The 23,237-nt window shown below is 41.4% G+C and carries 26 protein-coding genes; 11 read left to right on the top strand and 15 right to left on the bottom strand.

What is annotated here, in order from left to right; genetic code table 11:
• Positions 1 to 5 precede the first annotated feature (5 nt).
• Positions 6 to 1,052 carry a DUF5074 domain-containing protein gene (locus tag CGB83_RS17520; protein ID WP_100076986.1) on the top strand — a complete coding sequence of 349 codons (1,047 nt, stop codon included), beginning with the start codon at positions 6 to 8 and terminating at the stop codon, positions 1,050 to 1,052.
• 451 nt (positions 1,053 to 1,503) lie between these two features.
• On the opposite strand, the gene CGB83_RS17515 is transcribed toward CGB83_RS17520, so the two are convergent.
• The 10 genes from CGB83_RS17515 to gldB form a co-directional block, all read right to left on the bottom strand.
• On the bottom strand, positions 1,504 to 1,686 hold the full coding sequence (locus CGB83_RS17515) for a hypothetical protein (RefSeq protein WP_100076985.1): 183 nt from the start codon (positions 1,684 to 1,686) through the stop codon (positions 1,504 to 1,506).
• 1,275 nt (positions 1,687 to 2,961) lie between these two features.
• On the bottom strand, positions 2,962 to 4,389 hold the full coding sequence (locus tag CGB83_RS17505; RefSeq protein WP_100076983.1) for a CCA tRNA nucleotidyltransferase: 1,428 nt from the start codon (positions 4,387 to 4,389) through the stop codon (positions 2,962 to 2,964).
• 110 nt (positions 4,390 to 4,499) lie between these two features.
• Entirely contained in the window at positions 4,500 to 5,048 is a 549-nt protein-coding gene (locus CGB83_RS17500) for an L-threonylcarbamoyladenylate synthase (protein ID WP_100076982.1), read from the bottom strand.
• A 200-nt stretch (positions 5,049 to 5,248) separates the two neighbouring features.
• Positions 5,249 to 5,671, bottom strand: a complete 423-nt coding sequence (tnpA, locus tag CGB83_RS17495; RefSeq protein ID WP_100076981.1) for an IS200/IS605 family transposase — start codon at positions 5,669 to 5,671, stop codon at positions 5,249 to 5,251.
• Between the two features lie 79 nt (positions 5,672 to 5,750).
• A complete protein-coding gene (locus CGB83_RS17490; protein WP_100076980.1) occupies positions 5,751 to 6,131 on the bottom strand; it encodes a hypothetical protein in 381 nt (126 codons plus the stop codon).
• A 71-nt stretch (positions 6,132 to 6,202) separates the two neighbouring features.
• Positions 6,203 to 6,706: a DinB family protein gene (locus CGB83_RS17485; RefSeq protein WP_100076979.1), complete on the bottom strand. Its 504-nt coding sequence runs from the start codon at positions 6,704 to 6,706 to the stop codon at positions 6,203 to 6,205.
• A gap of 53 nt (positions 6,707 to 6,759) precedes the next feature.
• On the bottom strand, positions 6,760 to 7,206 hold the full coding sequence (locus CGB83_RS17480) for a GNAT family N-acetyltransferase (protein ID WP_100076978.1): 447 nt from the start codon (positions 7,204 to 7,206) through the stop codon (positions 6,760 to 6,762).
• A gap of 70 nt (positions 7,207 to 7,276) precedes the next feature.
• Entirely contained in the window at positions 7,277 to 8,416 is a 1,140-nt protein-coding gene (locus tag CGB83_RS17475) for a cystathionine gamma-synthase (RefSeq protein ID WP_100076977.1), read from the bottom strand.
• A gap of 84 nt (positions 8,417 to 8,500) precedes the next feature.
• On the bottom strand, positions 8,501 to 8,827 hold the full coding sequence (gldC, locus tag CGB83_RS17470) for a gliding motility protein GldC (protein ID WP_100076976.1): 327 nt from the start codon (positions 8,825 to 8,827) through the stop codon (positions 8,501 to 8,503).
• Positions 8,828 to 9,021: 194 nt separating this feature from the next.
• Positions 9,022 to 10,002 carry a gliding motility lipoprotein GldB gene (gene gldB / locus CGB83_RS17460; protein WP_100076974.1) on the bottom strand — a complete coding sequence of 327 codons (981 nt, stop codon included), beginning with the start codon at positions 10,000 to 10,002 and terminating at the stop codon, positions 9,022 to 9,024.
• Between the two features lie 482 nt (positions 10,003 to 10,484).
• Between gldB and nadE the strand changes: the two genes are divergently transcribed.
• The 5 genes from nadE (at position 10,485) to CGB83_RS17435 (ending at position 13,419) form a co-directional block, all read left to right on the top strand.
• The gene (gene nadE / locus CGB83_RS17455; RefSeq protein ID WP_100077642.1) at positions 10,485 to 11,276 is read left to right on the top strand and encodes an NAD(+) synthase; all 792 of its coding nucleotides are present in this window, start codon (positions 10,485 to 10,487) and stop codon (positions 11,274 to 11,276) included.
• 78 nt (positions 11,277 to 11,354) lie between these two features.
• The gene (locus tag CGB83_RS17450; RefSeq protein ID WP_100076973.1) at positions 11,355 to 11,855 is read left to right on the top strand and encodes a ribonuclease domain-containing protein; all 501 of its coding nucleotides are present in this window, start codon (positions 11,355 to 11,357) and stop codon (positions 11,853 to 11,855) included.
• A gap of 234 nt (positions 11,856 to 12,089) precedes the next feature.
• Positions 12,090 to 12,338, top strand: a complete 249-nt coding sequence (locus CGB83_RS20765; RefSeq protein WP_100076972.1) for a matrixin family metalloprotease — start codon at positions 12,090 to 12,092, stop codon at positions 12,336 to 12,338.
• Between the two features lies 1 nt (position 12,339).
• A complete protein-coding gene (locus CGB83_RS17440; RefSeq protein ID WP_100076971.1) occupies positions 12,340 to 12,633 on the top strand; it encodes a barstar family protein in 294 nt (97 codons plus the stop codon).
• A gap of 189 nt (positions 12,634 to 12,822) precedes the next feature.
• Entirely contained in the window at positions 12,823 to 13,419 is a 597-nt protein-coding gene (locus CGB83_RS17435) for a Crp/Fnr family transcriptional regulator (RefSeq protein WP_100076970.1), read from the top strand.
• A 56-nt stretch (positions 13,420 to 13,475) separates the two neighbouring features.
• Here the strand turns inward: CGB83_RS17435 and pafA are convergent, their stop codons facing one another.
• Complete coding sequence (gene pafA / locus CGB83_RS17430) at positions 13,476 to 15,122, bottom strand: alkaline phosphatase PafA (protein WP_100076969.1); 1,647 nt, start codon at positions 15,120 to 15,122, stop codon at positions 13,476 to 13,478.
• A gap of 135 nt (positions 15,123 to 15,257) precedes the next feature.
• Here pafA and CGB83_RS17425 point away from each other — a divergent pair, with 135 nt between their 5' ends.
• Positions 15,258 to 15,821, top strand: coding sequence for a GNAT family N-acetyltransferase (locus CGB83_RS17425; protein WP_100076968.1), 564 nt, complete (start codon positions 15,258 to 15,260; stop codon positions 15,819 to 15,821).
• 69 nt (positions 15,822 to 15,890) lie between these two features.
• Here CGB83_RS17425 and CGB83_RS17420 read toward each other — a convergent pair whose 3' ends face one another.
• Positions 15,891 to 16,259 carry a winged helix-turn-helix transcriptional regulator gene (locus CGB83_RS17420; RefSeq protein WP_100076967.1) on the bottom strand — a complete coding sequence of 123 codons (369 nt, stop codon included), beginning with the start codon at positions 16,257 to 16,259 and terminating at the stop codon, positions 15,891 to 15,893.
• 98 nt (positions 16,260 to 16,357) lie between these two features.
• Between CGB83_RS17420 and CGB83_RS17415 the strand changes: the two genes are divergently transcribed.
• Both CGB83_RS17415 and CGB83_RS20610 read left to right on the top strand, forming a co-directional pair.
• Positions 16,358 to 16,906 carry an NAD(P)H-dependent oxidoreductase gene (locus CGB83_RS17415; protein WP_100076966.1) on the top strand — a complete coding sequence of 183 codons (549 nt, stop codon included), beginning with the start codon at positions 16,358 to 16,360 and terminating at the stop codon, positions 16,904 to 16,906.
• A 69-nt stretch (positions 16,907 to 16,975) separates the two neighbouring features.
• Positions 16,976 to 17,101 (top strand): bacteriocin-like protein, encoded by a 126-nt coding sequence (locus CGB83_RS20610; RefSeq protein ID WP_257790659.1) that lies wholly within the window; start codon positions 16,976 to 16,978, stop codon positions 17,099 to 17,101.
• Positions 17,102 to 17,396: 295 nt separating this feature from the next.
• Here CGB83_RS20610 and CGB83_RS17410 read toward each other — a convergent pair whose 3' ends face one another.
• The 3 genes from CGB83_RS17410 to CGB83_RS17395 all read right to left on the bottom strand — a co-directional run bounded on the left by CGB83_RS17410 (position 17,397) and on the right by CGB83_RS17395 (position 21,206).
• Positions 17,397 to 18,098, bottom strand: coding sequence for an SMI1/KNR4 family protein (locus CGB83_RS17410; RefSeq protein ID WP_100076965.1), 702 nt, complete (start codon positions 18,096 to 18,098; stop codon positions 17,397 to 17,399).
• 715 nt (positions 18,099 to 18,813) lie between these two features.
• Positions 18,814 to 19,563 carry an amidohydrolase family protein gene (locus CGB83_RS17405; RefSeq protein WP_100076964.1) on the bottom strand — a complete coding sequence of 250 codons (750 nt, stop codon included), beginning with the start codon at positions 19,561 to 19,563 and terminating at the stop codon, positions 18,814 to 18,816.
• Positions 19,564 to 20,657: 1,094 nt separating this feature from the next.
• The gene (locus CGB83_RS17395) at positions 20,658 to 21,206 is read right to left on the bottom strand and encodes a hypothetical protein (RefSeq protein ID WP_100076962.1); all 549 of its coding nucleotides are present in this window, start codon (positions 21,204 to 21,206) and stop codon (positions 20,658 to 20,660) included.
• A gap of 1,021 nt (positions 21,207 to 22,227) precedes the next feature.
• Between CGB83_RS17395 and CGB83_RS17390 the strand changes: the two genes are divergently transcribed.
• Positions 22,228 to 22,479: a helix-turn-helix transcriptional regulator gene (locus tag CGB83_RS17390; RefSeq protein ID WP_100076961.1), complete on the top strand. Its 252-nt coding sequence runs from the start codon at positions 22,228 to 22,230 to the stop codon at positions 22,477 to 22,479.
• A gap of 221 nt (positions 22,480 to 22,700) precedes the next feature.
• Complete coding sequence (locus CGB83_RS17385) at positions 22,701 to 22,931, top strand: helix-turn-helix domain-containing protein (RefSeq protein ID WP_100076960.1); 231 nt, start codon at positions 22,701 to 22,703, stop codon at positions 22,929 to 22,931.
• The last annotated feature ends 306 nt before the right edge of the window (positions 22,932 to 23,237 follow it).

Genomic DNA, 23,237 nt, shown 5'->3' with positions numbered 1-23,237 from the left:
GTATAATGAAAATAACAAGACTCTTACAATTTATTTTTGCCTTCACCATCCTGTTTGCCGTATCGTGTAGCAGTGATGATGAAATAACCCAGGAAATCTACTACGGAAACGGATTCCTGCTTACCAACGAAGGAAATTTCGGAAAGCCGAACGCTGATGTAACCTTTGTCAGCAGCGACCTGAGCCTTAAACAGGACAACCTTTTCTCCAGCAACAATGGCGGAAGCAACCTTGGGGATGTACTTCAGACCATTGTATTCAACGGTGAAAATGCTTATCTCGTACTGAATAACACCAACAAAATCCAAATCGTTAACCGATATAATTTTAAAAGCACGGGTGAAATCACCAACCAGATCAACCAGCCGCGTTATATGGCCTTTGCCAACAACAATATTTACGTAACCAATGACAAGTACGGCGGTGAAAAATATGTGAGCATTTATAAAGCCGCTGACCTTTCTTTTGTAAAGAAAATTTCTTTTTCCAGTACTGATGCAGCTGAACGAGTGGTTGCTGCAGGAAACAACATCTTCGTGCAAAATGCATCTTACGGGTACGGAAACAAGATTACTTACATCAATACTTCAACCAACGATGTACAGGCAACGATCAACCTGCCGAATGGAAATATCAACAAGATCATTTCTGACAACCAGAACGTCTATGCCATTGCAGCCGGAACCTCAGATTCGTACATCTATCAGATCTCGGCTTCAGGAAGTATCACCAAGACGATCACGCTTACAGGTGTCTCCAGTGCGACCAATCTGGAAATTGAAAAAGGCAAATTTTATTTTACCTCAGGAAACAATGTGTACACTATGGATATGAATGCTACAGCAGCACCTACATCTCCCCTGTTCACGGTAGCCAACAGTGTTGACCAGTATTCTAACCTGTACGGATTCAACGTTGTTGATGGTAAGATCTTCACTTCTGATGCCAACGGATTTACACAGGACAGCAAGATCAGCGTCTACAATATTTCCGGATCGCTTATTAAAACCTTTACAGCAGGTAAAGCGACCAATGGTTTTTATAAAAACTAAAAAAAGCTCACATCTAAAGAATATATTTTTTCATCATTTGTGTTTTTCCGGGCGGCTTCTTCGAAGCCGCCCGGAATTCTTTTACCCCAGAAAATACGATCGTCATCCGCGAATTATTATGGCTAATACTATCACATACTCGCCCATCTGAAATGTACAAGCACAAAAAAGGCCCTTCATTCGTGAAAGGCTGTATCCATATATTGTGGATTATTGATAAGCACTTCAAAGATTTGCTTTTCTTTAATCTTTGGCCGGGTGTTTTCCATGTAAAGCTGGTCCTATAGAGCTGATAAGCAGAACAGGTTAAAAATTTAACCTAATCATGATCTTATATGTCTGGGAAAATCACCTTATCATATCATAAAACAGGCCGTTATGATGATAAGATGTCACCTGAACCTGTGGCCTGAAATGTTATCATCCTTTTTCAAATTATCCAGAAACAGGATCAGTAGGTCTTTGTGCTGTTTTTAAGCTTGATTGCCTTATAAACGCCGGCTATACTCAATGCCGCCATCAGGATATATGGTGTACGGTATCCCGGGCCTAAATCAAACAACTGAAAATGGTTGATAACAATTCCTAAGATTCCGAAAAAAACAGCCGGAAGAAAATATATGACATACTTCATGATTGATATTTTATGAATCCATATACTCAAGCGGTTTACCTATCTCCAAATGGCTGTGGAATAATGATGTTGAATCCTGATCGTATTAAACCCGTTTTCATCAGGCTCGATTCTAAGATCTCATTATCAACTTTGATATATGTCTTCTGTTATTCTATAAAGATAATCAAATTTTCTATTTGACAGACATGTATTTTTGCGGCCCCTGTTTTCTGTAATTTCATTACCGAATTTTCTCCGGTTCCTTGCTAAAATCTTGCTTATTCAACTTTTTTATCCATATAGTAAAGATCCGATTTAATTATACTACCTGACATAATCTTTTTGATATTTACAGTTTTCAACTAAAAATGCTATCTTTAAATGGCTGCACTTTCAGGGAATTTTATATACCCGTTTGAAATATGAGATACAAAATATTTGCAATATTGTCCGTTGTTTTGCCCATTGCCGTCCTTATATTGGTTATAAACCATACAGTATCCCTTGAAAAAAAACTTGTCCTTAATAAAGGGATCTTAACTGAATCAAAAAAAGTAAGCCGTGGCGCAAGATCACCTGTCATATACAGACACAGGATAAGAGGATACAATCATGATCTTGAAGGTACTTACACAGGTATTGCAGGGCTCTTTATCAATCATAAAATTAAAGAAATTTATAAAGACCCTCCTCCTGAAACGATCTCGAAAGATATGTACTGGTTAAATCCAGTTTTAAAGAGTGAACAGGAACGGAAAGCATATTTTTATACGGTACCGGGTGAACACAAAACTACAGCTTCATCACCGTACATATATCTGCGGCTGGAATCGGAACCCTTCAGTAAAACATCGTACCATGCAGAGGTTATGCAGTATGTTCTTCATCAACAGATCGGCCGGTTAACAGTATTCTTTTTCATGATTTTTAATCTGTTGCTTTTCATCGGGGCTTTTATCAGGTATCAAAACAGCAAAACCTATATCATTATTTTTTTTATCGTTTTTCTTTACTATCTACTACTTGTTTTTTATTAATTACTATGATAACCGCAGGCAGGGTTGCCAGTATATCAGATAAACTAATTGTCGGCTTTTCCGGTCTTTGGAAGGTATGGCAGTTCTGTATTTTTTTAGTTATTCGATAAGGAAGATCTTGCTATAACCAAAAAAAGAATAATTAAAATAGAGATTTTCGGGATAGATCAATCCTCCCCGGCACTGTGGTTTACTTATTAGCCACAAAAAAGCCCTTCATTTACGAAAGGCGATATATTTTCAATGGGTTGTATCTTTAGGATGACACCACAGAAAGCCCCAGTTTTCCGGCTTCTGCAATCACAAAGTTTCTGGCGTCTTCCTTTTCGTTGGAAATTTCGCCTTCCAGGATGGCTTCCTTGACTTTTTCTTTCAAGATCCCGATTTCACGTCCCGGTTTAAGATTGAACATTTCCATGATTTCCTCTCCCGAAATAGGCGGCTGAAAATTCCTCACCTGGTCTTTTTCCTCCACCTCTTTGATCTTTACCGCAACATACTCGAAATTCTTTTTGAAGCGGTCCTGCTTCCGGGAGTTTTTGGTTGTGATATCGGCTTTGCACAGGGTGAACAAATCTTCCAGGTCTTCGCCGGCGTCGAACAGCAGCCTCCTGAGTGCTGAATCGGAAGCGTCATCGGTAACCAAAGCAATAGGCCTTGAGGAAAGCTTCACCATTTTCTGGACATATTTCATGTCGTTTCCCAGCGGCAGTTTCAGGCGCTGAAACAGGGCTTTCACCATCTTTGAGCCTAAAAATTCGTGGCCGTGGAATGTCCATCCCGTTCCTTCAACGAATTTTTTGGTAGGCGCTTTACCGATGTCGTGCAGCAGGGCAGCCCAGCGCAGCCAGAGGTTATCTGTATGGATGGAGATATTGTCTACCACTTCCAGGGTATGGTAAAAATTGTCTTTGTGGGTCTGTCCTTCCACTTCTTCGATGCCTTTCAGGGCAATCAGTTCGGGGATAACCAGCTTCAGGAGACCGGTTTCCTCCATTAATCCCAACCCGACAGACGGCTTTGCGGAAAGCATGATTTTATTGAATTCCACCATGATCCTTTCCATGGAAACGATCCTGATCCTTTCGGCTTCCTGCTGTATCGCATCCAGTGAATCCGTTTCAATCCGGAACTGAAGCGTGGAGGCAAACCGTATCGCCCGCATCATCCTGAGCGGATCATCGGAATACGTCTGCGAAGGCTCCAGCGGTGTCCTCAGGATTTGATCTTCCAGATCCCCAACTCCGTTGAACGGATCGATCAACGCTCCGAAATTCTCTTTATTCAAAGAGATCGCCATGGCATTGATGGTAAAATCCCGCCTTTTCTGGTCGTCTTCCAGGGTACCGCCCTCCACTTCCGGTTTCCGGCTGTCTTCGTGGTAGCTTTCTTTCCTGGCCCCTACGAATTCCAGCTCCAGGTCTTTATACCGGATCATAGCGGTTCCGTACGTTTTAAAAACGGAAACTTTCATTTTGGGATCAATTTCCGCAGCTACTTTTTCAGCCAGCTCAATCCCGCTTTGTTCGGTAACAAAATCAATATCCGTAGAGGCTTTCCTTTTCATGAGTAGGTCGCGGACATAGCCGCCGACGATGTACACCGACTGGCTGTTGCGGTGGGCGACTTCGGAAATGATTTTAAACAGTTTAAGGTTTTTATTCTGATTGAGGTTGATGAACATGTGTAGGGATTAATTTAAAACCATTAAGGAACCAGGATCCTGCGGTGTGCAGTGGTTTCCTGATGCCTTAATGGCTGAATTACGGTGCAAAGATAAGAAAATCTGCTTTTTTACTCGCGAAGAACTTTGATCCTGTTATCGCTCCAGATTTTGATGACGGAAGAACCTGAATAGGCGGATACTTTTTCACGGTCTTCTTCCACAGCGTAGTCTACCAGGCTGATGATTTCCGGGGAAATATCCGAAAATTTCATCGGGCTTTTATCCCCGCTGAAATTGGCAGAAGTGGAAACGAGCGGGCGGTTCAGTTTGGTGATCAGCTTTTTGCAGAAATCATTTTTCACCAGCCGGATCCCGATGCTTCCATCTTCAGCGAGCAACTCTTCAGGCAACCCTCTCGGGTTTTCATACACGATGGTAACGGGCTTTTCGCTCAGGTCAATGATTTCCCAGGCCATTTCAGGAACATCCACCAGGTCCTGGAGTCTTTTTTCAGATTCTACCAGAATGATCATGGATTTGTTCTTTTCCCTCTTTTTAATATCAAAGATTTTATTGACGGCTTCTGTATTTGTAGCATCACAGCCGATTCCCCAGATGGTATCGGTAGGATACAGGATGGTTCCTCCGGATTTCAGTATGTTGATGATGTTTTCCATAAGTGAATAGTACCGGACTTCAGCCGATTTTCAAAGATAAAAAATCTATGAATTTACGCCAAATGAATACCTTAAAAACAAAAGGAATGAAATTTCGTTTATGACTTTTGTTTGGTTATCATACTGCGAACTATGTATATCAATAGAAACGGGCTTTAGCCCGTTTACCAAGAGAATTATTCCATTCATCCGAAACTTATTCAAAAACCGTATTTCTCCTTAAACCTAAGGTATTCTTGTTCAAAAGTCTGTTTTGTATGGTGGATTTCCTGATTTCTGATGTAATTCCGTACCAGTTCAACCATAGATTCGGAAACGGAAACGGCAAAATATTCATCCTGCCAGGCAAATTTCTCCCGGGTCAGTTCATTTTTATTGATCCAGAAAGAAGACTCCCCTTTGATCAACTGAACAACTTTTTCTATATTCTGATTTGAGCCCAATGAAATTAAGCAATGGCAATGATCAGAAAATCCATTAACCATATCCACATAAATTCCTTTTTCCGAAGCATTTTCTTTAATGTGTTTCCAGACTTTGACCCTTACTGCTGAAGTATTGAAAAACGGAATTCTGTTTTTCGTCGAAAAAACAAGATGGATGTAAATTTTAATAAAAGGCATTTGTGTTATTTTGCCAAAAATATAAATTCTTTTTAAATTTTGGCTAAAGCCTGATGAATGGCTTTACTGGGAAAACGGGCTAAAGCCCATCACTATTAATATTTTCTGAAGTCCAATTTTTTAATTTCAAATAAATTGAAGAAAATGCAGCAAATAAAATTGTTGCCAGCCAAAAAAAATACCCTGAACTTAACTCAATAACCGGAGCGATTCTTCCGCTTTTGGTCATAGTCAAATTTTCAAAAGTAAGAAACAACAAAGTCAAAACAGAAGAAACAATAAGTGATAAAACAGCAGTATTAAGTTTTTTCTTGTGCAGTAAAAACAAACCTGTAAAATAAAAAGGATTGGCCAGCCAAATACAACCTTCTGAAAGTCCTCCGCCGCCAAAATGCATCCAGCCGAATAATAAGGCGTAAAATGACGGATACTCAACCGTTCTGAAATATTGATATGTCATACAATCTTGTGTCAGTGATATTAAAAATATGACTAAACTGATCAGAATTGCAATATGAATTTTACAGAATTTCACAGATTCGGCAAATACCGCTCCTCAATAATATTCAAATGATGAAGGTTATGACCGATGATCAGTTTGCCGATGGTTTCAGCAGAAATCTGGTTTCCATTGGCAGTTCCGACAGTGTTCAAAGCTGAAGTTTTCATCGTTTCAAGTAAAATTTGGGAGGATTTCCTAAGCAATTGGTATTCTTCAAGCAGGGAATCCAAATGCCTTTCATTAGCGAATGACTGACTGGCGTAAAGCTCTTCATCAAAGCCCGGCAATTCATTTTTGTCACCTCTACCAATGGCCAAAATGCGGTACTGGAAAATTCTTTCGGTGTCGGAAATATGTAAAAGCAGTTCTTTCAACGTCCATTTTCCTTCGGCATAGGCAAAATGGGATTGCTCTTCCGAAAGCTTTGAATAGAGGGCAACAGTTTTTTCACCGGATGTTTGTAATTCTTTCACCCAGTCACCAGATGGAACCCAGTCTAAATAGCGTTGGATATATTTTTGAAAATCTGTCATGTTTATATAATAGGTAATGAGCCATGAGCAATTTTAAATTCAGAATTGATCATTTAATCTCTATAATTTGTCCATTCGTAAAAATTGACTTCATCATAAAGTTCAAAGCCGCAGCTGGGATATAGTTTGTTTCCGATGTCGTTGGATTTTCCGGTTTCCAGAAGAATTCCGCAGGCATCCGTTGATTGTGCTATTTCTTTTGCCTGTTCAATCAGTTCTTTTGAAAATCCCTTTCCACGGTAACTTTCATTAACAAATAAATCGTTCAGTAGCCAGTAACGCTTCATTCTGGTAGAAGAAAACAAAGGATAAAGCTGCACAAAACCGACCAGTCTCTCTTCGATTTCAGCAACAAAAATTTTGGAATCTCCGTTTTCGATTCTTTCAGTTAAAAACTGTTCAGCCGCCGGAACATCTGAAGTTTTATGGTAAAAAATCCTGTACTGATCGAATAATTCAGACAGCTGCCCGATATCCTGAAGGGTTGCTTTTCTTGTCATGGTATAGGTAAAACCTTGTCAAAGTTATAAGCGGTAAAATATAACTTTGACAAAGTTATTAAGTTGTATATTAAGAAAATGCTCTTTCCAGATCAGCGATCAGGTCTTCTGCATCTTCGATACCTACACTTAAACGTACCAGGTCATCGGTGATGCCCAGCTCCGCACGTTTTTCAGCCGGAATGGAAGCGTGTGTCATCAATGCCGGGTGATTGGCCAGAGATTCCACTCCGCCCAAAGATTCTGCAAGGGTAAATACTTTCAGCTTCTCAAGGAAATTGATGGCATCTTCTTTTTTACCGGATTTAAAGGTAAATGAAACCATCCCTCCGAAATCCTTCATCTGGGATTTTGCCAGTTCATATTGCGGATGGGATTTTAGTCCCGGATAAATCACTCTGTCCACAGCAGGATGGGATTCCAGGTATTCCGCTACCGCCATTCCGTTTTCAGAATGCCGCTGAACCCGTAATGCAAGGGTTTTGATCCCTCTCAGCACCAGGTACGAATCATGCGGCCCGAGAATTCCGCCGCTTGCAAACTGGATAAAGTGTAATTTTTCGCCCAGTTCGGCATCTTTCGCGATCAGCGCTCCGGCAATGACATCCGAATGCCCTCCCAGGTATTTGGTGGCAGAATGCATCACAATATCCGCTCCCATATCGATAGGCCTCTGAAGGTAAGGCGTAGCAAACGTATTGTCAACAGCAACCAGGATGTCTTTTCCTTTCGCCATGTCCACTACCGCTTTAATGTCCACTAATTTCATCAGCGGATTGGTAGGGGTTTCTACCCAGATCAGACGCGTATTTCCCGTAATCTTATCTGCAATTTTTGAAACATCATCGAAATTTACGAAGGTGAACTTCAGTTGATACTTTTCAAAAAGGCGGGTAAACATCCTGTACGTACCGCCGTAAAGGTCATCTACGGCAATCACCTCATCGCCGGGATTAAGCAGTTTAAGCACACAGTCGATTGCCGCAAGTCCGGAACCGAAGGCAAGGCCTCTGGCGCCGTTTTCAATGCTGGCCAGGGAATCTTCCAGAGCCTGTCTGGTAGGATTGGCCGCTCTGGAATATTCATATCCGGAATGTACTCCAGGGCTTTTCTGAGCAAATGTTGAAGTCAGGAAAACGGGAACATTCACGGAACCGGTAGCCGATTCGTGGTGCTGTCCCCCGTGTATTACTTTGGTGTTGAAATTCATAACGTTATAATTTACCAATGTATGCATGTAACAGTCGGGCAATCATCGTTACATTATTACATTTTTAGATTGTTATAGTACTATTTACATTTTTATTGCCGATTTTACCGCAAATTCCTCTGCGATCTCCTCCATCCACTGGGCTACATCCTCTTCTCCGGTAGCACGCTGGTATGTATTTCCCAGAGAAACCAGGATCTGATGGATGAACATCTTCATCTGGTCTACAGGCATTTCCTTGGTCCATAAGTCGATCCGCAGTGCTTCCATCGTTTTGTCATCCCATACGGAGATCATGGTCGCTTTGGTCTCTTCTTTTTCTATTCCGCCGTCCTGTGCATTCCAGGTGATGTTTTCCGGGATGTGGTTTTCATCCAGCTCAACATCTATCGTTATCTGAGTTTTTCTCATATCCAATTTTAAATTTAAGCAAAGTTAAATACTTCTTGAGCTTATCCAAAATTTCCATGCGATTATCTTCACCAAGAAAACCTGTTAAGACTATAATTTCCCCCTCTGTGATGATCTGGCAAAGGATAACAATAGAGGAGCCTTTTAAATTCGGCATAAAAAAACCTCCGTAAAGAAGGTTTTATGATGGGAGTTTAATTTTTAGGTTTATATCCGGACGCATTAAAAATTGTGGTGGCATCCATTTTCAGGAAATCGGTCAGCTGGGTATCCGGTTTCTGTTTCAGGTAGGCTTTGCAGATCTGCCATCCGGTGAAAATTCCGATCTGTGGAGAAGATTCATTATCAATTTCGGTGTAGAACTTTGAAAAAGGCCCGGGCGAAATAAAGCGTCCCGCTAACCTGGGATCTTCACTGAAAATCAGGTTGCTTTCCACGAAATAATTCCAGATGTTGGCTTCATTGCTTTTTGCCCATTCATACTGTTTCTGGGTATAGTTTATTTTCAGGTAATCCGGATAACCGGGAAGGAAAGCATCCTGCAGGACCATCAGTTTCCCGTTGTAAACCAGCTGATCGATAAACTTCTGGTGGTCCGCTGACGGCGGAACGGTATTTTCCGCAAAAATCAGGGATACTTTAGGAACGATATTCTGCGGGTTCATGGATTTCTGGAAGTACAGCTCAAGCCCTTTGTAATGGGCATTGCCATCCCCCATAAACCCTGTGATATCAATGAACACCTGGTTTCCCTGCGCATCATAGATGATCGGGTCCTGCACCATCTGGAGTGCAGATGAAAACAGATATACCTTGGGAGCTTTGAATTTCGGGAAATAGTACCGGATGTGGGAAAACAGCTCTCCCAGGTCTTTTTCCAGTTTCTGCCGGTCTATTTTAGCTGCCGCTTCCTTATAGATTTTAATTTCGTTGGCATCCGACCTTCTTTTAACGTAGTCTTCATCAGTGACCGTTCCCTGGAACCATGGGAATTCTGCTTTGAACTTCTCCAGGGAAACCTTAGGATCATAAAATTCCTTTGAAATATCGGTCACTTCTACTTTTTCAACCGGATTTTTAAGTTCTACGTCCCATTGGTTACCGGATTCTTTTTTGCAGGAAACCAATCCGGCAGCCATAAGTAATGCAAGTGCGGAAATTCTTAAAATTTTCATGAGTCTGATAGGCATTTAAGGCGCAAAAATACGTATTACACATCATATAATGCTAAAAAATAAATATTTCTCATCGGTAGGGTACCAGCGATTGCACAAGTCTGTATATCAAAAAAATCTTTTTATCTGATTCTTTTAATTTTACCATATTACAATGGCTTTTCAGAAAGAAATTCAGCCATTAGATGCACGGATAATTGAAGACTTAGCAGTATATTTGAAAGGCTTAAACGGACCTGCCGTGCAGCCCGTGATCATTAACAGAAAAATATAAGATGAATAATTTGAAGAATTCGGAACTCAATGTGGACAACTGTTAGTAAATATCTTAAAAACCTGATTCCGGTCGTCTTTTTTTATATTCTTCAGATCCGATGCCATGGGAATTTTGGCACTTCTTTTCCATGTAATTGATCGGAACAGAATATCAGCTTACCTTAAGAAACCAACTAAAAAATTCAAATAACAAAAATATACATATCATGCAGACACAGAAAATCATAGACCATATTGTCAACTGGCTGAAGGAGTACGCCGTAAAGGCCAATGTGAAAGGATACGTTATCGGCGTTTCCGGAGGCGTGGATTCCGGAGTGGTTTCCACACTCTGCGCCATGACAGGGCTGGATGTCCTCCTTATTGAAATGCCGATCCGCCAGAAAGCCGACCAGGTGAACCGCGCCCAAGAACATATTGAGGATCTTAAAAGAAGGTTTCCGAATGTAAAAGGCCATACGGTAAACCTGACCCCGGTTTTTGAAAGCTTTGAAGGCATTGTCAGCGATCATGCGGAGGGAAATGCCAACAACAATTTAGCGCTTGCTAACACCAGGTCCAGGTTCAGGATGCTGACGCTGTATTATTTCGGACAGCTTCACGGGCTGCTTGTGTGCGGTACCGGAAACAAGGTGGAGGATTTCGGGATCGGATTTTATACCAAATACGGTGATGGCGGTGTAGATGTCTCCCCTATTGCAGACCTGTACAAAACGGAAGTGTACCAGCTGGCCGGAGCCCTGGACCTGATCGAAAGCATTAAGAATGCAATTCCAACCGATGGATTATGGGATGCGGAGAGGACTGATGAAGACCAGATTGGCGCCACCTATCCGGAACTGGAAAAAATACAGAAGGAATACGGCACTAAAGCTGTTGAAGAATACGAAGGGCGCGACAAAGAGGTATTTATGATCTTTGACAGGATGCATAAAGCGGCACGCCACAAAATGGTGCCTATCCCGGTTTGTGACATTCCGGAGGAGTGGAGGCAATAACAGGTATCCGATATCTGTATAAAAGTTTGACAAAAATCCAGGAAACTGCTATATTGCCTTACTTTTAATTTAAAATACATGAACGGTAAAACAAGGTCACTTTTCTTTATACTGGCAGGTTTCGCGGCAGGTATGCTGCTGATGTACGGTATTACTTCTTTTAAAAACGGAAGCATCAACCGTTCCCATACGGCATCGGTTGAATACGGAAGCATGTCCGGAAGTCCTGAAACTGATGGAACTTTTCAGCAATCCATTGAGGAGCTCACCCGGGATCAGACCGTCACCCGATATATACAACAGAACCACCGGCTGCCGGACTATTATATCACTAAGAAAGAAGCCAGGGCAAAAGGCTGGAATCCTTCTCAGGGAAACCTCTGTGAGATATTACCGGGAAAAGCCATTGGAGGCGACCGTTTCGGGAACCGTGAAGGGAGCCTTCCGCAGGGAGCCGAGTATTATGAAGCCGATGTCAATTACCATTGCGGCGGCAGAAATGCTGACCGGATTGTTTTTACCCGGGACGGAGATGTTTATCTGACCAAAGACCATTACAAAAGCTTTAAAAAGCAATAATGTTTTTGAAACACAGCGGGCTGATTTTCGGAAAGATCGTTATCAGCCTCTGGCCGTATGTATGAGGATTTTCGTTCCTGATTCTGTTTCTATCGTGTTCGGGAGACCATGAAAAAGCCGGTAAGGACAAGCCTTTAATTATTGCGGTTCAGCCGTTAAGGACATACATCCTGAAAGGACCGTCGTGATCGGCCTTACGTCTACTCCAAAGGGGACATCAGGGATTTCGGCATCATGGGCCTGGGCTACAGACCCGGAAATGCATGTATAGCGTCTTCATTCCGGCTGAGCAAAAATAAGACTGACGAACAGCTTTTTAAAATAGCCGTTCATGAGCTCGGCCATACACAGGGACTACAGCACTGCCCTGTAAAAACATGTTTTATGAGGAGTGCAGAAGGTAAGAACCCGACGGATGAAGAGACGGGTTTCTGCCGGAAGTGCCAGACTTTTTTAATGAATAAAAACTGGAAAATTATCTGATATGAAGAATATATATATTGATTTCAGCGATATAGGAGATGATGAAGACTTCTATGCGCAACTGAAGGAAAAGTGCACGCTCCCGGAGTATTTCGGGAATAACCTGGATGCACTGTACGACATCATTACGGGCGGAATGGAAATGCCGCTGAACCTGGAATTCGTTAATATGACGGTGGACCAGCTGGAAACCTTTGAAGACCTTCTTGCTACGCTGGAAGAAGCAGAGGAAGAAGTAGAGGGTTTCACGTTCAGCTATTACCTCGAACAATATGAAGATGAGGATGAAGAATAACTGACTCAATTCTTCCTTCACATAAGCGGTCTTCCCGGATGGGAAGACCGCTTCTATTTTGGAGAATAATAGGCAGTGAAACCAGCATCAAATGGGAAAATTTTAAACACAAGTGGCACTTCTGTGGTACATTATTATTTGCTTAACATAATATTTATTTAATACCTTTATAGAAATAATACAACACATATGGTAATTTGTGAAAACTTGCTGTTTTCTCATGGAGCAAAAACCCAGAATTATAAACCAGGCGAATTTATCTTTCACGAAGGGAGCTCTACAAAATTTTATTTTCAGATCAGGACCGGGACGGTTAAACTGACCAATTTTCATGAAGATGGTAAAGAATTTATCCACGGGCTTCCTTTTGAAGGTCATTGCTTTGCCGAAACGTATCTTTTTACAGATAAGGAATATGCAATTAATGCGATTGCCGTAACGGAATGCGACATTATTAAAATAGAAAAAAACAGGTTCCATGATCTTGTTACCCAAAAGCCCAGCCTTATGCTGAGCGTCTACAATTATACGGCAGACAGGATGCATTATAAATATGTGATGTCTGCCCCGCTTTCTATGATGAATCCTTTTTCCAGGCTGAAAAAATTCTTCGATCATATCAAGGTTTATTTCGGCTATAAAGAACCTTATTCGTTCTTTATCCCGTATACACGTCAGCAATTAGCCTCCCTTACCGGATTGCGCACCGAGACGGTGATCCGGACCATCAAGAAAATGGAACGTGAAAAGCTGGTGAGGCTCGACAACAGTAAAATCTATTATTAACATAAAAAATCCTTAGCCGCTGAAGCTAAGGATTTTCATTTCATATTACCTGTTATCTATCTGCCGATCACTTCCGTGATAGGATTCCCGATATTCCCGCTTGGGAACTGGATCCTTAGCAGTGCAGAAACCGTAGGCGCAATATCCGTCATGTTATAGGCTTTGTTGCTTTCTCCATGCTCTATTCCCCACCCCATAAAGATCAGGGGGATATGTGAGTCATAAGAATTCCATACACTGTGTGATGTTCCGGTTTTGGCGTAAGAAGGCAGCATGGAATCGTGTGCGACCAGCTGGATATCCCCGCTGCGCTGCCTGTTGATCCCGTTGATGATCCTTTGCTTGATCGGTTCAGGAATGGTAGCCTGCTGCACTTTCAGCACAGATACGGCATAAAGGTCTGTAGGATCTTTCTCGATCTCGGTTACGGCAAAATCCACGACTTCTTCCAGCTTCAGTTGATGCTCAGCCAGGAGCTTTCGGTCAAAATAAACCTGGTAATTATCAATAGCATTGATCAGGTTGTCTACCCCGAATTTTTCTTTCAGCTTCAGGTTGATGTCCTTTTGGGTGGTTTCCCCGAAGAAGCCGGTATTGATTTTATGTTCCAGCAGGAAACCTTCAGAGTGGGCTCCGCCATGGTCAGCAGAAAGGAAAATGGTATATTTCCCCTTTCCTACTTTTGTGTCCAGATAGTTAAAGAACTGGGCAAGATCACGGTCCAGCCTTAGATAGACGTCTTCCACTTCAATGGAATTAGGACCGTATTTGTGCCCTGCATAATCGGTAGACGCGAGGTTGATGGCCAGGAAATCGGTGATCTGATCCGCACCCAGCTGTTCTCCGGCGATAGAAGCCTCTGCCAGTTTCAGGGTAAGGGTATTGCCGAAAGGCGTATACCGGATATTGTCTTTTTTAGCCTGGTAATCCTTTGCCAGGTTGCTGTACGGGAACGTTGGTGTTTTAGCGCTTCCCAAAAGACCTTCCCATGAGGAATTATCCGGGCTGCTTTCGGTATATTCACCGATCGGCAGCAGGGTATTCCAGCCGTTGGCAACCAGCTGGTCCGGAAGGTTCTGGGCATTGAACGATTTTACCCACTGAGGCAGGTCATTCATGTACCAGCTGCTGGTGACGAAATTCCCGGTGGAATCATCAAACCAGAACGCGCCGTTCGGCGTGTGGCCTGCCGGAAGGATCGATGCCCTGTCTTTTAAAGAAACCCCGATTACTTTTCCCTGGAAATTGGTCGCCAGCTTCAGCTCATCAGTTACCGTAGTAGACCAGAGGTTTTTCGGGGAATGGCTTCCTGTTTTTGTATTGGCAGTACCTACCGGCTTTACGCTTTCATCGGTAGTACAATACACATTCTTTCCGGTTTCCTTATCTGTCCAGTCGTTCCCCGCAATCCCATGAATCGCCGGTACGGAACCCGTGTAAATACTGGTATGGCCTATCGCCGTTACGGTAGGTACGTAATTGATATGGACATTGTTTAAAGAATATCCTGTATTAAGCAATCTTTTGAACCCGTCGTTACCGAATTTATCATAGAAACGGTACAGGTAATCCCATCGCATCTGGTCCACCACCAGGCCGACCATCAGTTTCGGCCTTTCCAGCCGGGTATTTTTATTCTTCTGAGCATTGATTGTGATTACGGACAGTACAGCGGCTGCCGCAAGCGAAATTTTCCTTAGCATCCCGTATATTTTTATTGTTGCGCAAATTTACGGGTTTTACAAGTTTATAAATGTGAAATTTTATTTAAATTTAATGCCAGTATCGTACCGCTTTATTTAAATACAGGACAGGAAGTTTCCTGTCAATCTATCATTATGCACGCACATAAAATTGATCCGGAAGGATTTCTAGACATCAGGTCGTTGGGGAAACTCAATTATGACCCTTTACCCGATTGGGGACTGAACGGCTACACCACAGACAAAATCCTTGCTGTCTGCAGCATAGAAACCCCCAATGAATTTGAAATGATCTTAAGGGAGAAGAACCAGCCTTATCAGAAAAACTGGAAACAGTATGACATAGAAGTGCTGAATACCATCATCAGCGAAGGCCATTCTTTCGGGGCATTTTACCAGAATGAACTCATCGGATGGGCCATCTGCAGCTTCAGGGCCGGAACAAGGAGCCTTGTCATAGAAAACATGCTGGTAAGTGAACCTTTCCGGGGGCAGAACATCGGAAGGATGCTGATCAAGGCCGCTAACCGGGAAGCACGTTTACTGGGCTGCCGCATCGTGGAACTGGAAACGCAGAATACCAATTATCCTGCGGTAAAATTCTACCAGAACTGTGGCTTTTCCATTACGGGATGGAACTCCAAGCGCTATGAAGGCTCTACGGAAACGGCCGTATTCATGAGCTATGATTTAATATAATAATCCCTTACTGCCTATTTGATATAAAAATACTCTTTCATCTTTTCGATCACCGACTGCAGGACAGCTCTATCCTGTAAAAGAACCTTTTTTCTCTGCAATCCCGTTTCCCCACTGTGTAATGGCATCCAGGACAGGAATAAAGGTCTCGCCGAATGCGGTGAGCGAATACACCACTTTTACAGGCGGCTTCTCCCCGAAAACCGCTCTGGAAACCAGTCCGTCCTTCTCCAGCTGCTTCAGCTGGAGGCTCAGCGTCATTTCCGTAACCGAAAACAGCTCTTTCCGGAGCTCACTGTATCTTTTCCCACCCTCTTTCAGGTGATAAAGGATCACGGTTTTCCACTTCCCTCCTACCAGGCCCATCGCAAGGCTTACCGTGCACGGATATACTTTGTCTCCTAATTTCACCTGACTGCCGGTACACTCTTTTTTCATGTTTTCCACCTATCCAAAGAGATAGGTATTGCAAATGTAACCTACTCAAAATAATTTTGCAACTATCAATTAGATAGTACCCAACTAAAATACACATTATGGCACTCGTTATTCTCGGGCATCCCGATATTGAAAAGTCCCTGGCGAACAGGACGATTATTGAAGAACTTAAAATCAGCGATCCGGCAGTTGAAATCAGGGACCTTGGCAATCTTTACCCGGATTATCATATTGATGCCAGGGCTGAACAGGAAGCCCTGCTGAGGCATAAAGCGGTCATTTTCCAATATCCGCTCTATTGGTATTCGATGCCGGCAATTTTAAAGCACTGGTTCGATACTGTTTTTGAATACCAGTTTGCGTACGGTTCACAGGGCGGCAAGCTCAAGGACAAATATTTCATCCCGAGCTTTACCGTGGGCGCTCCTGAACGTGAATACAATCCCCTGGGAGAACATCATTTCAGGGTCCATGAATTCTGCAAAAACCTGGAGCAGACAGCCTACTATGCCGGAATGAAATACACAGATCCGGTCTATTTCCACGGAACCTCGGTGAATGCAGGATATACCGAAGAAGATATCAAAGCAAAAGCAAGGCTCCATGCACGGAAACTGACGAAAAAACTGGCGGAACTTCAAATTTAAATCACATATTTACGGATCAATTGATTTTTTTTTTATATTCGTAATCAGCAAATTAAAATATTAATCATTATGAAAAATCTAAAAAAATTAGACAAAAAAGAATTGTCTGCCATCAAAGGTGCAGGTCCGTACTGTATGGAACCTAAAAGAATTTGTGATGAGTGGGAAACAGGCTGCGGCTGCGTTTACCTTTAAATTACAAAATGAGTCATAGGGCGGTTTTTACCGCTCTTTTTTTATGGCTGTTCCCGGATAAGGATTAAACAGGTAAAAAATACGGATGTGGCATTATTCTTAACCTGGAAGACAATCCATTCGGATGCATGGGCAGATCCTGATGACTTCTGCACAGAACTGCAAGAAAATATAGGTTTTCATCTATAATCAAAAAGCATTGAGATCAATCCCAATGCTTTTATCAATGATTATATGGTACACTCACCGGCTGCCACTATATTACAGCCTCTGTAAGTTCTTCCTTGCGGTCTTTTTATTCATCAGCATATTCAAATGTTACATTCATTTTTTCAAACGGAATCGTTTCTGCCAGTATTGTATGCAATTCCGTATCGGTTAACAGCCCTCTTTGCTTTTCTTTCCGTCCTCCCGGCATTTCAACTTCATAGTCCATGATCTCTCTTGAAAATACATCCTGTAAAATACCGGCCTGGGTTTCGGTCAGGTATTTCGTATGCGTTTTCAGGACATGGCTCAGATTGCTCCTGAATTCTTCATCGCTGACCTCATTATAAATATCCTGTTCAGACATATCGGTCAGCAGGGTCCTGAAAATATAGTCCTGAAGGTTCCTGGCAAGATAATGGACTTCGATGCTGTCATGCCATACCAATACGACAGGAATATCATCGCCGTCCTGTTCGTTCAGAAAAAAACAGTAATGGTCGCCTGCGCCGCTCTGGCCAAAGGGTATAAATCTGAATTCCGGCTTGATCTGCCTGTAGTCTTCAGGATCGGCAAGTTCTGTGATGGCTTCATTCACGGCATCTGTACTGAGCAATTCAAAATCATAGGTGTGCAATAAGAGCGTGGGATTTTCTTTTAGCTTCGGATAAACGGTGCTGTACCATTCGGGGCCGTATTCTCCTACATCAAGCATTCCGTCCTGTTCCAATCGCTTGTACAGCTCAGAATAGGTGAATCCATGTTCCTTTTCAATTTCATTTAATGTCATCTGTTCCTTATTTACTATTTAGTGTTGTCTGTTTTCTACCTGGTGATCATCAGGATTAGAAACCAGCTCTACTCTTACCGGATTCCTGACCTTAATTCTCCTTTTAAACTCCTCCTGTTACTGGACATGTATTTGAATGAATTCATCAAGATACAGGACCGGCAAAGGACTCATCATCAAATCACTCTATTGATGAGGGGTTGGTCATTTCAGAGATTAAGATACTTAATCTTTCAGAATATTCAAAATAGCAGTACCTATTTGGACGGTTATCATTCTTTACTGATCATAATAAATCGCTCCGTCAAAAATTAATAAGTAAACCGTTCAATTCATCCACCATAAAAAACGCAGGTTTTTAAAGCTTCTATGTTCTTATGTTTTCAAAGCTGTTTTTCTTTATGATTCTTATGTGCTAAAAACTTTTGTGACTGTTGTGGTATTTATTCTCGCGCAAATCAGCAGTTTACGCAGTTTTTTGTTCATGCGTTTAAAAATCATAGATTTTTAAAAACTTATGTGTTCTTACTGTTTTCAAAGCTGTTTTCTTCATGATTCTTATGTGTTAAAAAAAACTTTTGTCACTGTTGTGGTTTTTATTCTCCTGCAGATCAGCAGATTTTTTCATGCATTTAACAGCCGCAGATTTTTAAAATAAACGAGTCCATCCTGTTTTTAAAACAGGACTTTTAGGATTTTTATATGTACAACAAGGCTATATTTTCATTCCGTACCATTCAGCGGCATTGGTGAAGCATATTTTTTCCTGTTCTTCGCGGGAAAAATGATCCCTGATCACCTGAATATCTTTTTCCGTGAAGGGTACTTTTGCACGGGTGGAAGGCAGGTCAGTCCCGAACATCAGCGCATCCGGATTGATGCTGTAGATCTGTTTCATGACCGGTACCGGATCAAAATCGATCCTCCCGAATCCTGTCGCTTTAATTTTGACCCCTTTTTCAACCCAGTAATACAGATCATCTAATCCTTCGTTGGAAAGGCCTAAATGGTCAATGGAAAATTTCGGGATGCTGGCCAGTACTGTTTTCAGGTCTTTAAGGTCTTTGCTGTCGACATACAATTCTGTGTGCCAGTTCAGTTTTTCATAGAGGTAGTTGGATAGGCGTCCAATATGTTCCGGTTTTTCAGAACCGCCTCGTTTAATGTTGAAGCGTACGGCTACAACACCAGTTTTATCCAGGGTTTCCAATTCCTCATCACTGATGTTCACCGGTATATTGGCGACACCGAAAAAATTCCCGCCTAAGCGTTTCAGGGCATCGATGAGGTAGTGCTGATCAAATGCCTGGAAAGACCCGGACACTACGGCTCCACCCATGACCTGGTGTTCTTTTATAGATGCCTGGTAATCCTCTACCTTAAAAGCCGGCGGTAAATAGCCATTGTTTTCTACCAGTGGATAGTCGGGATTGATAATATGGAAATGTGAATCAAATATTTTCATACGGTGTTTTTATACAATATTACCTTTTTTATCGGTTTAAACACGGCATTTTCCTGTTAAAATTTGCTTCATCCTCAGTGAACGTCGAACCTTTTTCCTACAGACCGCTTAGATTACACAGATGTATTTTTCACGCACCTAAAAACCGCAGATTTTTAAAACTTCTGTGTTCTTAATATTTTCAAAGCTTTTATCTTCCTGATTCTTATGTGTTAAAAAAGCTTTTGTGACTGTTGTAGTTTTATCCTCTCGTTGATAAGCAGATCACGCAGATTTTTTCATGTACTTTAAAAAATCGTAGGTTTAAAAAACTGATGTGTTCTCCTGTTTTCAAAGCTTTTATCTTCATGATTCTTATGTGTCAAAAACTTTGCAGCATGTTCTAATTCAGGATCATTAAACCACCCCGTCAAAAAATTTTCTGAATTTTCGCCACCCCTCCGGAGGAGTAGACTTTTCCCAACCGCTATTTCCGGCAAACAGAACATATTTTATACGCACATAAAAACCGTAGGTTTTTAAAACTTAGGTGTTCTTCTCTTTTCAAAGCTCTTAATCTTAAAAATTCTTAAGTGTCAAAAGCTTTTGTGACTGTTGTGGTTTAATCTCCCGCAGATCAACAAATAACGCAGATTTTTTCACGCGTTTAAAAATCGTAGATTTTTAAAACTTATGTGTTCTTAATATTTTCAAAGCTCTTAATCTTAAAAATTCTTAAGTGTCAAAAGCTTTTGTGACTGTTGTGGTTTAAACTCCCGTAGATCAACAAATAACGCAGATTTTTTCACGCGTTTAAAAATCGTAGATTTTTAAAAACTTATGTGCTCTTAATATTTTCAAAGCTGTTTTCTTCCTGATTCTAATGTGTCAAAAAACTTTGTGACTGTTGTGGTTTTATGCTCTCGTTGAGAAGCAGATCACGTAGATTTTTTCACACACTTTAAAAATCGTAGATTTTTAAAAACTTATGTGCTCTTAATATTTTCAAAGCTTTTATTTTTCTGATTCTTATGTGTCAAAAAAACTTTTGTAACTATTGTGGTTAATCCTCACTCAACCCTGAAACTCTCCGACTCCCTTACACTACAATGACGCTACAACCCTGAAACTCTCCTACCCTCAAACCCCTCAACCCGCTCCAACACCACCCACGACGCATCCAGCATTTTGTTCAAATGTATAAAAGGCGCCACCACATTTCCGCCTGGCTGCCCGTCATACACGCCGAGCGAAAAGTACGACGCTTCGGCGATGAAACGGTCGAAATCGGTGATGTCATACTCCCGGAAGGCATTTTTGAACACCCGGAAAGGATACGCATACTCCTGCTCAGAAAGCGAGCCCAGCATCAAACGGGAAACAGCTTCCTGCGGTTCGCTCAGCAGCCATTTCTTATGCCTGAATTGTAGCAAATAACACCCGCGGATAAACGATTTGACCGACAGGTAGAAATCCAACACGGCGGAAGGTTCCGGGCGGATCCGGGTATGGCGATCCACAGCGCTGGAAGTAATTTGTGACAGGGTATTTTTGGCTGACACCAGGTCATGGTCCCGGAAAAATTTCTTCACAAGCCTCAGCCCGGAATGTTTCTGACCGACTTTCCTGAAACTTTGATGAGTATCTATTGCGTCCTTTTTCATAATTAAGTAGATTAAGTTGGGTTTAACGGATTCAAGTGATCAGCGTATGATGCAAGTGTTTAACCGGAATCCCGGATTGGGCAGAATTGAAACCGATGTTTTCGGGACAAGGCAGTGCCTGCAAAAGTTTTTTTTCATACTTCTGAAATGTTTATGCGATTAAACACGCGGCTCTTTCTGCGCAGGGTCAACTGTTTGCAGGGAGGGCCTTTTTATTTTTAAAGGTGATGTGGCCTGATTTTTTAAACAGAATGTAAAAGCTTTCCTGATGCCCATTGGAAAAAAGAACAAGGGTAACCTGAGGATCAAAGCAGGGAATCCGCCGGGCATCGGAAAGCAAAATATACGCGGCTGCAATGGCCGGTACACTCTAAAAACACCACTCACTGAATGCTGAACAGCTCCTTAACCTTCTGCGCTACACAAACCATCCACTTGTACATTCCTTTTGTGCTGAAAAATAATTTGGAATATTGAAAGAAAGCCAGTACTTTTAAGGGTTGAGTTGAAGCGTAGCCCGGCTTTCCTTTCAGCTGAAAGGAATTTCGGGTGGCGGTGGTTTTAAGTGGGATTGTATCCCGGCTTCCTGCATCGGCAGGCAGTTGGGGTACGGAGCTATAGGCTGTTATGCTGCAAGGCTCCGGTTATTCCGGTGGGCCGATCAGCAGCTGGGTTGAAAATGTCGTTCTCATCTGAATATGTTTTTTATGGAACGATGCTTTTGTGGAGAAATCCTAAAACGCAGTAGGACGACCTCGCAACTCTGATCATGGTTCCGCCAGAAACCGTCCTTTTAAAAAGGCTGCCTCAAAGTATGAACGAGGTACGCCCTACTGGAATATTGCAAATATACAAAATACCAGTATCAGGCGAACACTCGTCAACTCGTGGCAATCTGGCGGATTTAGAACGAGTGACATCGTTATTCATACAGTTTTTAAACTGTTGAATTTTCGCTTGTTAATAATTACAAATATATAAAGTTTTACGTTAAACGCAAAACTTTTTTCGATTAAATTTTATGAAATTAAACAGACTAAAAGAAGTTTTCGACGAGAGGGGTGTAAAAAACAGGACATTAGCCGCTGTTTTAAATAAATCAGAGTCCACTATATCCTTGTGGAGAAACAATAAAAGACAGCCATCCTTAGAAGAATTTTATATTATTGCAAAATTACTTCGCATCAATATTCATGATCTTATTGAAAGTACAAAATGGGAAAGCGAAAAATCTTTGACTTACGAACAAATATCAAAGAAGGAGAAGAAATAAGTCTTCAAAGATCAAAAGTTTGATGACGTATGTTAGCATAAGGATCAGGCAAAAGTAAGGAACTTTTGATTTCACAATTCTCTCGTCTGCTAAATAGGACTTTGCGGAACGAGATACATCTTTGAATGGTTACACATTAACCATCTGTTTTTATAATCGCTTGAACAAATATAATAATAGTTTTTAAATGTGGTAATAAAACCACAATATTTTTTTTTAATATGGATGAAAAATTTGTATCGATCTATAAAACAGCAGGTAAAAACTTGAGAGATCAGCGAAAAGAAAAAAACATGTCCCAGCAGCAATTGGCAGATTTAGCTGGTAAAATTGATCGATCAAAAATTAGTGACATCGAAAATGGTAAAGAAGATTTTTTGTTTTCTACTTTGTTGAAAATTTGTATTGCGTTAGATATAAATGTTGATGACCTACTAAAAACTAACTCTTAATATAAATCTACTTAATCATTGATATTTTTGACAAATACGTCACTTAATTTCAGGTTTTCACTTAATATTAATCCTGATGAGGATATCCTAATTCTTCATTTTTATCCCAAAATGCCATATTTTCTTTTATCATTCCATCTATTTCAGTGTTCTTTTGTAAAATTTTTATTAAAAAGTTTTTTATGAGCGAAAATAAATGTCTCTTTTATACATTAAATAAGGTCCGAATGGAAAAGTGCTACCCCTCATCAAACCCGCCCCGTTTGCGCCAGCGTCACACTCGTGCATCTTTTCTGCCATATTCTA

This window comes from Chryseobacterium camelliae (assembly GCF_002770595.1).
GTDB lineage: Bacteria > Bacteroidota > Bacteroidia > Flavobacteriales > Weeksellaceae > Chryseobacterium > Chryseobacterium camelliae.
The sequence above is the reverse complement of the archived record's forward strand: the minus strand, read 5'-3'. Positions and strand labels throughout refer to the sequence as shown.

Bases quoted from the DNA above. Each gene is read 5' to 3' on its own strand.
- pafA (WP_100076969.1), bottom strand. From the start codon at position 15,122: ATGCTAAGGAAAATTTCGCTTGCGGCAGCCGCTGTACTGTCCGTAATC.
- CGB83_RS17425 (WP_100076968.1), top strand. From the start codon at position 15,258: ATGCACGCACATAAAATTGATCCGGAAGGATTTCTAGACATCAGGTCG.
- CGB83_RS17435 (WP_100076970.1), top strand. From the start codon at position 12,823: ATGGTAATTTGTGAAAACTTGCTGTTTTCTCATGGAGCAAAAACCCAG.
- CGB83_RS17390 (WP_100076961.1), top strand. From the start codon at position 22,228: ATGAAATTAAACAGACTAAAAGAAGTTTTCGACGAGAGGGGTGTAAAA.
- CGB83_RS20765 (WP_100076972.1), top strand. From the start codon at position 12,090: ATGGGCCTGGGCTACAGACCCGGAAATGCATGTATAGCGTCTTCATTC.
- CGB83_RS20610 (WP_257790659.1), top strand. From the start codon at position 16,976: ATGAAAAATCTAAAAAAATTAGACAAAAAAGAATTGTCTGCCATCAAA.
- CGB83_RS17395 (WP_100076962.1), bottom strand. From the start codon at position 21,206: ATGAAAAAGGACGCAATAGATACTCATCAAAGTTTCAGGAAAGTCGGT.
- CGB83_RS17475 (WP_100076977.1), bottom strand. From the start codon at position 8,416: ATGAATTTCAACACCAAAGTAATACACGGGGGACAGCACCACGAATCG.
- CGB83_RS17420 (WP_100076967.1), bottom strand. From the start codon at position 16,259: ATGAAAAAAGAGTGTACCGGCAGTCAGGTGAAATTAGGAGACAAAGTA.
- tnpA (WP_100076981.1), bottom strand. From the start codon at position 5,671: ATGCCTTTTATTAAAATTTACATCCATCTTGTTTTTTCGACGAAAAAC.
- CGB83_RS17385 (WP_100076960.1), top strand. From the start codon at position 22,701: ATGGATGAAAAATTTGTATCGATCTATAAAACAGCAGGTAAAAACTTG.
- CGB83_RS17405 (WP_100076964.1), bottom strand. From the start codon at position 19,563: ATGAAAATATTTGATTCACATTTCCATATTATCAATCCCGACTATCCA.
- CGB83_RS17450 (WP_100076973.1), top strand. From the start codon at position 11,355: ATGAACGGTAAAACAAGGTCACTTTTCTTTATACTGGCAGGTTTCGCG.
- nadE (WP_100077642.1), top strand. From the start codon at position 10,485: ATGCAGACACAGAAAATCATAGACCATATTGTCAACTGGCTGAAGGAG.
- CGB83_RS17520 (WP_100076986.1), top strand. From the start codon at position 6: ATGAAAATAACAAGACTCTTACAATTTATTTTTGCCTTCACCATCCTG.
- CGB83_RS17505 (WP_100076983.1), bottom strand. From the start codon at position 4,389: ATGTTCATCAACCTCAATCAGAATAAAAACCTTAAACTGTTTAAAATC.
- gldB (WP_100076974.1), bottom strand. From the start codon at position 10,002: ATGAAAATTTTAAGAATTTCCGCACTTGCATTACTTATGGCTGCCGGA.
- CGB83_RS17485 (WP_100076979.1), bottom strand. From the start codon at position 6,706: ATGACAGATTTTCAAAAATATATCCAACGCTATTTAGACTGGGTTCCA.
- CGB83_RS17490 (WP_100076980.1), bottom strand. From the start codon at position 6,131: ATGACATATCAATATTTCAGAACGGTTGAGTATCCGTCATTTTACGCC.
- CGB83_RS17410 (WP_100076965.1), bottom strand. From the start codon at position 18,098: ATGACATTAAATGAAATTGAAAAGGAACATGGATTCACCTATTCTGAG.
- CGB83_RS17440 (WP_100076971.1), top strand. From the start codon at position 12,340: ATGAAGAATATATATATTGATTTCAGCGATATAGGAGATGATGAAGAC.
- gldC (WP_100076976.1), bottom strand. From the start codon at position 8,827: ATGAGAAAAACTCAGATAACGATAGATGTTGAGCTGGATGAAAACCAC.
- CGB83_RS17415 (WP_100076966.1), top strand. From the start codon at position 16,358: ATGGCACTCGTTATTCTCGGGCATCCCGATATTGAAAAGTCCCTGGCG.
- CGB83_RS17480 (WP_100076978.1), bottom strand. From the start codon at position 7,206: ATGACAAGAAAAGCAACCCTTCAGGATATCGGGCAGCTGTCTGAATTA.
- CGB83_RS17500 (WP_100076982.1), bottom strand. From the start codon at position 5,048: ATGGAAAACATCATCAACATACTGAAATCCGGAGGAACCATCCTGTAT.
- CGB83_RS17515 (WP_100076985.1), bottom strand. From the start codon at position 1,686: ATGAAGTATGTCATATATTTTCTTCCGGCTGTTTTTTTCGGAATCTTA.